At 56.8% G+C, this 11,271-nt stretch carries 9 protein-coding genes; 4 read left to right on the forward strand and 5 right to left on the reverse strand.

Annotation, left to right across the window (positions count from 1 at the left end; translation table 11 throughout):
• Window positions 1–146 precede the first annotated feature (146 nt).
• On the reverse strand, window positions 147–2,519 hold the full coding sequence (locus WHS88_10970) for a TonB-dependent receptor (protein MEJ5260698.1): 2,373 nt from the start codon (window positions 2,517–2,519) through the stop codon (window positions 147–149).
• Between the two features lie 197 nt (window positions 2,520–2,716).
• On the opposite strand from WHS88_10970, the gene bioA reads away from it, so the two are divergent.
• The 3 genes from bioA to WHS88_10985 are packed head-to-tail and all read left to right on the forward strand — an operon-like array spanning window position 2,717 to window position 6,186.
• Window positions 2,717–4,078: an adenosylmethionine--8-amino-7-oxononanoate transaminase gene (gene bioA / locus WHS88_10975; GenBank protein MEJ5260699.1), complete on the forward strand. Its 1,362-nt coding sequence runs from the start codon at window positions 2,717–2,719 to the stop codon at window positions 4,076–4,078.
• Entirely contained in the window at window positions 4,079–4,819 is a 741-nt protein-coding gene (gene bioD / locus WHS88_10980; protein ID MEJ5260700.1) for a dethiobiotin synthase, read from the forward strand.
• A 17-nt stretch (window positions 4,820–4,836) separates the two neighbouring features.
• Entirely contained in the window at window positions 4,837–6,186 is a 1,350-nt protein-coding gene (locus WHS88_10985) for a DUF1080 domain-containing protein (protein MEJ5260701.1), read from the forward strand.
• Here the strand turns inward: WHS88_10985 and WHS88_10990 are convergent.
• From WHS88_10990 to WHS88_11000, 3 genes are all read right to left on the reverse strand, one after another.
• Entirely contained in the window at window positions 6,181–6,660 is a 480-nt protein-coding gene (locus WHS88_10990; GenBank protein MEJ5260702.1) for a hypothetical protein, read from the reverse strand. The two genes, WHS88_10985 and WHS88_10990, sit on opposite strands and share 6 nt — an antisense overlap.
• Before the next feature lie 101 nt (window positions 6,661–6,761).
• The gene (locus WHS88_10995) at window positions 6,762–7,544 is read right to left on the reverse strand and encodes an ABC transporter ATP-binding protein (GenBank protein ID MEJ5260703.1); all 783 of its coding nucleotides are present in this window, start codon (window positions 7,542–7,544) and stop codon (window positions 6,762–6,764) included.
• A gap of 5 nt (window positions 7,545–7,549) precedes the next feature.
• Window positions 7,550–8,446 (reverse strand): phosphoribosylaminoimidazolesuccinocarboxamide synthase, encoded by an 897-nt coding sequence (locus WHS88_11000; protein MEJ5260704.1) that lies wholly within the window; start codon window positions 8,444–8,446, stop codon window positions 7,550–7,552.
• A 268-nt stretch (window positions 8,447–8,714) separates the two neighbouring features.
• Between WHS88_11000 and WHS88_11005 the strand changes: the two genes are divergently transcribed.
• On the forward strand, window positions 8,715–8,948 hold the full coding sequence (locus tag WHS88_11005) for a hypothetical protein (GenBank protein ID MEJ5260705.1): 234 nt from the start codon (window positions 8,715–8,717) through the stop codon (window positions 8,946–8,948).
• 836 nt (window positions 8,949–9,784) lie between these two features.
• On the opposite strand, the gene WHS88_11010 is transcribed toward WHS88_11005, so the two are convergent.
• Entirely contained in the window at window positions 9,785–10,843 is a 1,059-nt protein-coding gene (locus tag WHS88_11010; protein MEJ5260706.1) for a helix-turn-helix domain-containing protein, read from the reverse strand.
• Window positions 10,844–11,271: the final 428 nt, after the last annotated feature.

Consider the following 11,271-nt stretch of genomic DNA (forward strand, 5'->3'; position numbering starts at 1 on the left):
TCCGCGGTCGTTTGAGTTCTCATTCCCTTGTTTTAAAACAACCCGCAAAGACAGGGATGGACTATATCCGATGCCGCAAAAGATGTCAACGATTCAGAAAGCGGAACGGCTTTTTCAGGGGACAGCACCGTGTGCCGATTCGGCGGCTACCATTGATAGGTCAGCGAGACCGATACCGCCGGTGCGTGTGTGCGGTAATCGCCGTGGCTGACCAGATAATTTCGTTTGTTCAGATGTTTGTCAAACAGCCCCAGCAGATTGTATCCGTACAGGCCCAGGGTGGTGTTCCGATTGGGCTTGTACTGGAGTCCCAGATTCAGAAACAGATTGCATCGATAGGCCTTTTCCCAGCCCTCTTCGATAAACCGATGCTCCGGAAACGGCGTTCCGTCCGGATACGTCGTGCCGGTGTTTTCCTGACTGAACGCTCCGCCGGGCCAGGCGTAAGGGTCATAGTCCGCATAGTCCTTCATCCCCGGGAATCCCCAATAGTACCGCAGGGAGGCGTCCATCGTCCATTTTTCATCCAGCCGGTGCCGCAGATTGATTTTGGTGATGTGGTTTGACCAATTAGCCAAGTCATTGCCAAAGCCGTAGGGTTTGGCGGTGATGTAAGTGCTTCGTCCGGGCTCCAGCTCGAAGTCAAGCAGCTTGGTGAATCCGTGGGACACTCTCAACCGGGTTTTTTCCGTATGATACAGGGCCTCCAGTTCGATTCCGTATTCTCTCTGTGTGCCGACCGGCAGCGTCTGGGCGGCATCATCATCCCAGGAAATCACATCCAGTTTGTGATGAAGGAAGACGGTGGCTGCCCAGTCCAGGTTTCGGCTGTGTTTTCGTTCATAGCGCAGTTCGAAACTGTCCAGAATTTCCGGGTCGCTGTCGCCGCCGAGGGTTTCCGCCTGATAGCGCATTTCTTCTTCCACATTCGCCCGCACCGAACGGGCCGCCATCAATTTGAAGGTGTCCTTTTCCGTCGGGGTGTGGACCACAGCCAGCCGGGGCGAGAACATCCAGCTCGTGTACGTGTGGTTGTCCAGGCGGGCCCCGAGGAACGTCGTCCATTGGTCGCTGAGCGTCCACTGATGTTCGGCCAGAAATGAAACCAGATTCGTGGACCACCGCGGCATCGGAATGGTATTCGGGTTGAGCCGCTGGCTGAGCGGAGCCATGTCCGGCCAGCCGTGGGCCTTCAGCCCGAGTTCCTGATGCGACAGTTCTGCGCCGAAGGCGAAGCTGTGCCGCTCATTCATCTGCCATCGAAGCAGGGCTTTGCCGTAATATTCATCTTCCCGATAGGCGTCTGAGACCGCGTTCTGGCGGTACTGGACAAAGTGGAAGGTGTCATAACTGAAGGCATAGTCAATATGGAGATTGTCCGCCAGGGTCTGGGTATATCCGATGGTGCCGGTCAGCTGCTGATACCCGTAAAAATTCGGCCGGGTCCGACGCCGGGTGTGTTCAGCCGTTAAGGGGTCATAGTCCCAGAAAATCACTTCGCCGTAGCCCCAATACGGCAGGGCCCACATTCCGGGTGAATAGAGATACTGTTTGCCGCCGCGGGTGTACCGCAGCCAGAGGTTCCAGTTTCCAATGTCCATCTGACCGAATAACTTCAGTGCCGGCAGACCCCGCGCATCGGCCCCATCGCGATTCACCGGTCCGTCGTGAAGTCCCTCACCGGCTTTCAGTCCATAAGTCGGCATCCACGGAGGTGTGCGGAAATTCCAGCCCCAGCTGGGCGCCCAGGACGGTTCGTCAATCTCCGAGGGAAAGTCCAGCGGGAAAATCTGCTCCGAATCGTATTTGCCGGCGCCGACATATTTGCCGATGCCTGCATACCAGAAATAGCCGCCGTCCCCGTCGTGGAATTTTTTGCCCTGTTTGATTTCTGTGGTATAAAACTCCTCCACAGCTCCGGCTCGGGTTGTGATTTCCGTGCCTTCGAAGGTTGCGGCGCTGTGTGTGACGATGTTAATCACCATCGACACAGCACCCGGGCCGTACAGCGCCGAGCCGGGCCCGCGCACAATATCAATATGGTGAATGTCGCCGAGCATCACAATATCCCGTTCGCTCAGCGCGCCGTAGTGCGTCCGCTCATTCATATTGCGGCCGTTGACCAGCAGCAGATATTTGTCGTCCCGGTCGTTGATGATGCCCCGCAGGCCCATGTGGTCCGATTCCCAGTGATGGCGAATCCACTGGAGATTCGGCACGTAGATATCCAGCAGCTCAAACAGACTCCGCGCCCCGGAGGCGGCGATATCTTCCTGGGTGATGGTGGTGACGGAAGCCGGCACCAGCCGCGGCTTCGTCCGGGTCAGGGTGGCCGAGGAGACAATTTCAATTTCCATCAATTCTTCGATGGACAGTTCAAATAAGTCCTGGGTTTTTTCGGCGCCGGATTCCTCGCCGGCAAGGCAGACGGCGGTTCCCAGCCAGATTGTCAGGACAACCTGTACCGCGGTCCGGCTTCGGAGGGTCGGTTTCGGATGACCAAGCGCAGAATGATTCATAATCATAACACTTTTCCGATGCTGCTGCCTATCCTCGAGTACGGCCGTCGGCTTTATCGACAATATTTGCGGAGGGTTTTAGAGAATTCTGAAGAAATGGATTTGCCAAAAACTGCCGGGTCCGATAATCAATGGTTTCCTTCCGACTTTGGGGACCTAACCATTTTCAAAAAATGTTTTTCCTGTACAATAAGGGTATGAAGACAACAAAAGAATGGATTGAATTGGATAAACAATATATCTGGCATCCGTTTACGCCGATGGCCGATTGGCTGGCCGGCGAGCCGGTGATTATTGAGCGCGGAGAGGGATTTTACCTGATAGACACGGAGGGCCGACGGTATATTGACGGGGTCAGTTCCCTCTGGTGCAATGTGCACGGCCACCGCGTGCCCGAGATTGATCAGGCGATTCGAGAGCAGCTGGAGCAGATTGCCCACAGCACCCTGCTGGGACTGGGGCAGACGCGTTCGATTGAACTGGCCGAAAGACTGGTGCAGATGGCCCCCAAAGGCCTCTGCAAGGTTTTTTATTCCGACAGCGGCGCCACGGCCGTCGAAATCGCCCTGAAGATGGCCTATCAATACTGGCAGAATCTCGGCTGCAAAGAACGGACACGGTTTATCGCCGTGCAGGAGGCCTATCACGGCGACACCATCGGTTCGGTCAGTGTCGGCGGAATGGAGCTGTTTCACGGCATCTTTAAGTCGCTTTTGTTTGAGACCTATTTTGTCCCCAGCCCGCATCCGTACCGTTTTGAGGGAACGCCGCAGCAGTGTGCGGAGTTTTCTCTGGAGAATCTGGAGTTTCTGCTTCGGCGTCATCCGGGGCAGATTGCGGGGATTATCCTCGAGCCGCTGGTGCAGGGGGCGGCGGGCATGCTCGTCCATCCGGCCGGCTTTCTTAGGGAGGTTCGCCGTCTGGCCGACCGCTATGATGTGCTGCTGATTGCCGATGAGGTGGCGACCGGCTTCGGACGGACGGGCCGGATGTTCGCCTGCGAACACGAACAGGTTTGTCCGGACCTGATGTGTCTGGCCAAGGGCATCACCGGCGGGTATCTGCCGCTGGCGGCCACGCTGACGACGCAGAAGATTTTCGATGCCTTTCTGGGCCGTCCGGAAGAGTTCAAAACCTTCTTTCACGGACACACCTATACCGGCAATGCCCTCGCCTGCGCAGCGGCCCTGGCGTCGCTGCAGCTGTTTGAGAAGCATCAGGTCATGGAGCGGATGCCGCCGAAAATCGACGCCGTCCGCGCCGCCCTTGAGCGGATTCGGGAGCTGCCTTATGTCGGCGATGTCCGTCAGTGCGGCCTGATGGCGGGCATTGAGCTGGTTTGCGATAAAAAAACCAAGGAGCCGTTTGCGTATAAACATACGCTCGGCGCCAAAGTCTGTGCAGCAATGCGGCCGAAGGGAGCAATGATGCGTCCGCTGGGCAATGTGATTGTCCTGATGCCTGCTCCGGCGATGGATTTGCCGACCCTGCAGACGCTGCTGGATATTGTGGAAGAAACGATTCGCAACGATGTTCCGAAAATCGTTCGAGGTCTTTAAATGGCAATTTGTTTGAATCTGCCGCGAAAACCCGGTTTGTTTATCACCGGCACGGATACCGGCGTAGGCAAAACGCTGATTACCGGAGCGATCGCCCGTCTGCTGGCCGAACAGGGGCTTCGGGTCGGGGTGTTTAAGCCCGTTGCCAGCGGCTGCCGGCGGACGCCGGAAGGGCTGGTCAGCACGGATGCAGAGTTTCTGGCCGCCTGTTCGCAGACCGACTGGCCGCTGGAGGTGGTCAATCCGGTTGCCTTTGAGATTCCCGCCGCCCCGATTACGTGCAGCCGCCTGGAAAATAGCTTTCTGGATTACGGACGCATCAGCTGGGCCTGGCGGCAATTGTGCGAGCAGTCGGATGCCGTCCTCGTGGAAGGCATCGGCGGGGCGATGGTTCCGCTGACGGAAACCGACACGGTTCTGGATTTGGCGGCGGAGTTTGACCTGCCGACGCTGATTGTCGCCCGTCCGCGGCTGGGCACAATTAATCATACCCTGCTGACCATCAAGGCCGTCCGCGATGCCGGTCTGCCGTTGGCGGGCGTTGTCATCAGCGGGTATAATGCCTCGCAGGCTGACATTGCCGAGCAGACCAGCCCCGATGTGATTGCTCAGGTCGGGCAGACGACCGTATTTGCCGTCATTGACTATGACCCGCAGGCGTCCGTCGAAGAAGGCCGGCTGGGAACAGCCGCCCTCCGGGCCCTGTCTATATGGGATTGGAAATCGCTGATTCAATGCTGAAGAGAAAGGAGATACAAATGTTCAGACGCATGGTTGGAATCATTTTGATTTGGATGGTTTCGGTTTCTGCATCGGCTCAGGAGCCGTGGAAGCCGCTTTTTAACGGCAAAGACCTGACGGGCTGGGAGCAGAAGGGCGGTCAGGCCGTGTACACGGTCGAGGACGGAGTCATTGTCGGCACAACCGTGCTGGATACGCCCAACAGCTTCCTGTGCACGCAGCAGTTTTATTCGGATTTCATCCTCGAGCTGGAATTCAAGGTTGACCCCAGACTCAATTCCGGCATCCAAATCCGCTCCCACAGCGTTCCGGAGTACAACAACGGCCGGGTGCACGGCTATCAGGTCGAAATCGACCCGTCGGACCGGGCCTGGACGGCGGGGATTTACGACGAGGCCCGGCGCGGCTGGCTGGCTACGCTCGAGAAGAACCCGCAGGCCCGTGCGGCCTTCCGGCAGAACGAGTGGAATCACCTGCGCATCGAAGCGGTCGGGGATGTCATCCGCACCTGGATTAATGATGTGCCGGCGGCTCATCTGTCCGACTCGCTGACTCCCAACGGCTTTATCGCCCTGCAGGTTCACACCGTCGGCCCCGACAAATCCAAAGAGGGCATTCAGGTCCGCTGGCGCAACATCCGCATCATTGACGAAAATGCTGCGGCGTATCTGAAGCCGATGCCGCTGCCGCTGACGTCGATGGATTATCAGCTGGGCAATCTGGAGGCCCCGCAGGGCTGGGTGTATCTGTTTGACGGCAAGACCCCAACCGGCTGGCGGAGTGCCCGCGGGCCGGACTTTCCCAAACAGGGCTGGGTGATTGAAAACGGCGTGCTGACAGTGCTGGACAGCGGCGGCAAAGAGTCCGCCGCCGGCGGCGACATCATCACTGTGGACACCTACAGGGATTTCGAACTGCAGCTGGAGTTTAAACTGTCCCCCGGGGCCAACAGCGGCATCAAGTACTTCGTCCAGCCGGACCTGAACAAAGGCCCCGGTTCGGCCATCGGTCTGGAATACCAGCTGCTCGATGACCTGCGGCATCCGGATGCCAAAGCGGGCAGCCAGCCCGGCAGCCGGACGCTGGCTTCTCTGTATGACTTAATCGCCGCCGACAACAAAGACCTGCGGCCTATCGGACGCTGGAACCACGCCCGCATCATTTCCAAAGGCACGCACGTGGAGCACTGGCTCAACGGCCGCAAGGTCCTCGAATATGAACGCAAAACGCCTGAATTCCGCAAGCTGGTGCAGGAGAGCAAATACAAAATCTGGCCGGATTTCGGCGAGTGGGATTCCGGCCACATCCTGCTGCAGGACCACGGCAACCAGGTCTCGTTCAAAAACATCAAGCTGCGTCGATTATAAGGAAGGATTCAGAACCGCCAGCAGCTGTTGGTGTTTGTCCTCGGACCAGGGCCCTGACGTCTGCCAGAGAATCTTGCCGGTTCGGTCGGTCAGAAACAGATAGATGGTTTCTTCGGTCTCGATGCCGAGGGCCTTCTTAAACGGCTCCTTATCAATGTGCAGCGTTACGGTTCGCAGCCGGGCCGGCTGAGACGGGATTCCTCCGCGCATCCCCTGATAAATAAACCATCGGGAAAACGGGTTCATTTTGCGGATGGTCGGCACCTCGAAGAAAGCAAACGACGGAATCTGCGCCTCCAGCGCCTCCATTTTGGGAATCCAGGTATCCACATCAGCCTGCTGCTGCCGAAGAAACGCCACGGCAATCAGGTTATAGTCTTTGCGCAAATTGTCGGGAAACGTGAACGCTTGGCCGGCCAGATTCCGGCCGGTTACGGTGGGGAAAAAGCCGCTTGTGCGGTCTTGAGAAACCATAACCGTCTCCTCGGGTCGGTTGGGAGAACAGCCCGGCAGAACTGTCAGAAGGACCCCTATGATAATCGTTTGCAAGCCGTTCTTTCGGGCAGACATTTTGTTTACTCCTCAATGAGCAGGTGCCAGCGGGGCGGGACGAAATAGGCCTCGCATCGGCAGCCGAGCATAGCGGCCATATTTTCGGAGGTGATGGTTTCCTCCTGGGTGCCGGCGGCCAGGATTTTTCCGTCTTTGAGCAGCAGCACGTGCGAAATCCACGGGCCGATTTCTTCGATATGGTGCGTCACGAACAGGATGGACGGAGCCTCCGGCTGAGCAATCATATATTCAAGGTCTTTCAGGAACCGCACACGCGCCGCCGGGTCCAGGCCGGAGCAGGGTTCATCCAGAATCAGCAGGGTCGGCCGGCAGACCAGGGCCCGGGCAATCATCACTTTCTGCTGTTCGCCCTGAGAGAGAGTCTGGTAGGACTGCTCGGCAATTGCATCGGCCCGCAGACGGGCCAGGGCTGCCAATGCCTGCTCCATTTCTTCAGGATTGGGCCGGCGGTACAGCCCGAGCGTGGCATCCAGGCCGGAGGCAACCACCTCAATCGCCTTGTCCTGAGCGGGCAGCCGCTGCTGCAGGGTGGAGCTGACCAGCCCAATGGTCCGGCGGAGTTTGCGGATGTCCGTAGCACCGAAGGTCTGCTGCTGGACGACGACCCGTCCGAAGGTCGGCCATTCATAGCCGGCCAGGATTTTCAGCAGCGTGGTTTTGCCGGAGCCGTTGGCCCCCAGCAGGGCCCAGTGCTGACCGCGCTGCACCTGCCAGCTGATGCCGTCCAGAATCGTCCGGTTTTTCCGGCAGAAGCAAACCTGTTCGAGCTGAATGACGGATTCCATAGGGATTAGACTCGCCGAAAGGGCCGTCCGGTCAGCCGTTCGTACGCTTCGATGTATTTGGCGGAGGTTTTGGCGACGATGTCTTCGGGCAGCTCCACCCCCGGACCGGATTTGTTAAAACGAATGTCTTCCAGATAGTTGCGGACAAACTGCTTGTCGAAGCTTTCCTGGTCGCGTCCGGGCTGGTATTTGTCCGCGGGCCAGAAACGTGAGGAATCGGGCGTGAGCACTTCATCAATGAGGATAATCCGGCCGTCCAGCTCGCCCCATTCGAATTTGGTATCGGCCAGAATAATGCCGCGCGAACGGGCATAGTCGCCTGCCTTGCGGAAGATTTCGATGCTTTTGGTTCGCACATACTCGGCTCGGTCGCGGCCTAATATCTTTACGCATTGCTCGAAGGAGATATTTTCATCGTGCTGGCCCTGTTCGGCCTTGGTGGCGGGGGTGAAAATCGGTTCGGGGAGTTTGTCGCACTGCTTGAGGCCGTCCGGCAGCCGGATTTTGCAGACGGTTCGGCTCTGCTGATATTCTTTCCAGCCGGAGCCGGCCAGATAGCCCCGCACGACGCATTCGACCGGCAGGACGCGGGTTTTTTTGACGAGCATCGAACGGCCGTCCAGCTGCGCAGGATGGCTTCGAAACGGCTCCGGAAAGTCCTGAACCTCCATCGAAATCAGGTGGTTTTCCACATCGCTGCCGAGAAAGTCGAACCAGAATTTGGAGATTTGTGTGAGCACTTGCCCTTTATAGGGGATGCCGGTTTTCATAATCACATCGAAGGCGCTGATTCGGTCGGTGGCGGCAATCAACAGTTTGTCGCCCAGGTCGTAGATGTCCCGCACCTTGCCGCGCCGGGCGGCTGTGCCCGGAATATCCGTTTGCAAAATGACTTTCGTCATAAATTGTCTCTTTCCCTGGAATAGATGCGAACGGCCGCATCGAATACAGGACATAGTAGGGTCTGCAGACCCGTTCGTCAATCAGAAAGCCCGCACAGCCGCCGACGCAGGGCGGAGTTTTTATGAAACCGCGGATTTCACAGATTGAACAAGAGAAAGAAACAAATTTTCACCACAGATAAGCTATGTAACCGGAGCCTCCCGGCTCGGTTAATATACGGGATCGTGTTTTCCAACGTCCCAAGAACCTTGGTTTCAGGAGGCTCCAATGAACAAGTATATCGGATTGGACATGGATAGCAAGAAGACCGTAGCGTGTGTAATTGAGGACGGCTGCCCGGACCGGTACTACACGCTGGGCAGGGAGGTGGACTGCCTGCGTCGGTTTCTGCGGTCTGAGCGAACGGCCGGCTTTCGGGTGGAGGCGGCCTTTGAGATCAGCGGGCAGGCGGGAATCCAGCAGCCGGAAAGATCCGAAATCCGAAATCGAACATCCGAATAAATTAACCACGGATTTCACGGATGACACAGATTAAGAACGGGGAAGGGAAAAAAATACAAAGGAGAAAAGCGAATGGATTTACAGGATATAACTGCTGACTGATAACTGATGACTGGTTACTGGCCGCCGGCGGATAGCCCCGCCCGCCAGGGCGGGGAGAAAGAGAATGAAAATCTCATCCTCATCTCCCCCGGGCTTACGCCCGGGGCTAATTTTCTCGTGGAGATTTTCTGTAAACCGACAGAAGAGATTTTGGCCTCCGCTTTTCGGCTGGATACTGGCCGCCGGCCGCTGAAGAATAGCCCCGCCCGCCAGGGCGGGGAGAAAAAGCAGGTAGGGAGCGTACCATTTCTTTCCCCGGGCTTACGCCCGGGGCTATTTCCCTCGCCCAAGTCCCCGTCGTTCCCGCGCAGACCCGTGTCATTCCCGCGACTTGTTCTCCGAAGCTTCAGCGAAGGAGAAAGGCGGGAATCCAGCAGCCGGAAAAATCCGAAATCGAACATCCGAATAAATTAACCACGGATTACACGGATGACACAGATTAAGAACGGGGAAGGGAAAAAATACAAAGGAGAAAAGCCAGTGACTTTACAGGATATAACTGCTCACCGCTCACTGATGACTGATAACTGGTCACTGGCCGTTGAAGCTTCCGGTAACCACGGATGACACCGATTGAGGCAAGAAACCACAGATTTCGCAGATTTCACAGATTCGAAAAAAAGCGAAGAAGGAAAGCAAATGAATTTAACTGATGACTGATAACTGGCCACTGGCGGCTGGATGCCGGCCGCTGGCGGCGGATATTTTCTTGGAGCAGAGTCCAAAGGACTTTATTAGGGAAGCCATGGTAGATCGTACCCCCGCAGTGCATATTCTTCTTTGGTCATATAATCGGGTCCCAACCAGTCTAACATAATCGGCGGCAGTCTGACAAGCTGCATCGGGATTTTCGGATCGGTTTGACGCACGATCTGCCAAGGGGTCTTATGCTGTTTATTCATGTTTGTGCGGACCAGGTTATACCAGGCCTGATAGGAGGCCGCCCGTTGATGAAAATCCCGAATCGAGGAAAAGGTTTCCAGGTTAAAGAACTCCTCTTCAATCGTTCGGTGTACCGTCTCCACATCGCTGTTGTAGCTCCAGGCCCGATTGGGGATGCGTTTGTGTGCGGCGCCGAATGCTTCCACCGTGGGGCCAAACCCATCCCGCGTTCTATCCTGCCGATAGCAGCCGATGAACTCCGAGCCGTTATCGGTCTGAAATTTCAATGCCTGCATATCGATGCCGCAGGCCTTCAGGTGGTTGCCCAGCAGCCGGGCAAACAGACAGGCGTTATAGGCGGATTTCTCCTCGGCATAGGCCAGGAACATCATGCCGCTGCGGATTTCGCGGGCCGTGAACTGGTACCGAGGCAGCCCCAGGGCCTTCCGCTGCGGCCAGTAATGGGGAATATCCGTCAAGTCCTTGGTATCCACCGAAAGCTGTCCAAACAGCCTCCAGCGGCGTTTGATGTGGGCCAGGTCTTTTTTCTTTTGATGCTTTTTTCTTCGTTTTTGGATCAGCCCGTAGTCCCTCAGCACCCGGCTGACCGCCTGATGGGAACAGGGCAGACGATGCTCGTTCACCAGCCGACGAGCCCCCATGAAGGGGTATTGTTTTCGCAGGGATACGATCCTGCGTTCGAGGGCGGCCGGGATCTTGTGGGGACAGGATTGGGGGATTCGCGGCAGTTCCTCCAGGCCGGCCAGGCGTTCCTGCCGGTAGCGGTCCAGCCACTTGCGGACGGTTTTGGGGGTGGTCTGGAAGGTCCGGGCGGCCGGCTTGACCCCCTCCTGCAGGGCGAATCGGACCAGACGCAACCGCAATTCAAACTTGTCAGCTTTGTGCTTCATCCGTACAATCTGTTCAGAGAATCCAAATGGTTTACTGTGCATAGGAGACCCTTTTCGGCACGGGTTTTGGGAACGAAAACAGGATGCCGGAAGGGTCTCTGTTTTTCAAGGTCCTGTTTTTTTAGACGCCATTCTGGAGCCGCAATGTCGCCGGCTGGGGGTCCCCCCAGCCCTGGTCCATAAAGCCATGACTCGTCGATAGGCTCTGTCCGTCATGTAGCGGATCCTCTTTGGGGGGATACGATGTTCCATGGCCATCCCACCAAAGGACTTTATTCCTGTTGACGGAGGCGGTTTGTCCAGTACAATCTCGAAAAACAGGATGAAGCCCCGTCGAACAATCCGGGAAAGAACAGGGCAAGGTGAAAGATGGACACTAGTGCCGTTTCCAAAAAATAATTTTAGCATTTTCTAAATTCAAGACTTGC

The organism is Anaerohalosphaeraceae bacterium, from assembly GCA_037479115.1.
In the GTDB taxonomy this organism is placed as follows: Bacteria; Planctomycetota; Phycisphaerae; order Sedimentisphaerales; family Anaerohalosphaeraceae; genus JAHDQI01.

What these genes read in the sequence shown, in the direction of transcription:
- bioD (MEJ5260700.1), top strand. Translation starts at nt 4,079, where the DNA reads ATGGCAATTTGTTTGAATCTGCCGCGAAAACCCGGTTTGTTTATCACC.
- WHS88_10970 (MEJ5260698.1), bottom strand. Translation starts at nt 2,519, where the DNA reads ATGAATCATTCTGCGCTTGGTCATCCGAAACCGACCCTCCGAAGCCGG.
- WHS88_10990 (MEJ5260702.1), bottom strand. Translation starts at nt 6,660, where the DNA reads ATGGTTTCTCAAGACCGCACAAGCGGCTTTTTCCCCACCGTAACCGGC.
- WHS88_11010 (MEJ5260706.1), bottom strand. Translation starts at nt 10,843, where the DNA reads ATGAAGCACAAAGCTGACAAGTTTGAATTGCGGTTGCGTCTGGTCCGA.
- WHS88_10995 (MEJ5260703.1), bottom strand. Translation starts at nt 7,544, where the DNA reads ATGGAATCCGTCATTCAGCTCGAACAGGTTTGCTTCTGCCGGAAAAAC.
- WHS88_10985 (MEJ5260701.1), top strand. Translation starts at nt 4,837, where the DNA reads ATGTTCAGACGCATGGTTGGAATCATTTTGATTTGGATGGTTTCGGTT.
- WHS88_11005 (MEJ5260705.1), top strand. Translation starts at nt 8,715, where the DNA reads ATGAACAAGTATATCGGATTGGACATGGATAGCAAGAAGACCGTAGCG.
- bioA (MEJ5260699.1), top strand. Translation starts at nt 2,717, where the DNA reads ATGAAGACAACAAAAGAATGGATTGAATTGGATAAACAATATATCTGG.
- WHS88_11000 (MEJ5260704.1), bottom strand. Translation starts at nt 8,446, where the DNA reads ATGACGAAAGTCATTTTGCAAACGGATATTCCGGGCACAGCCGCCCGG.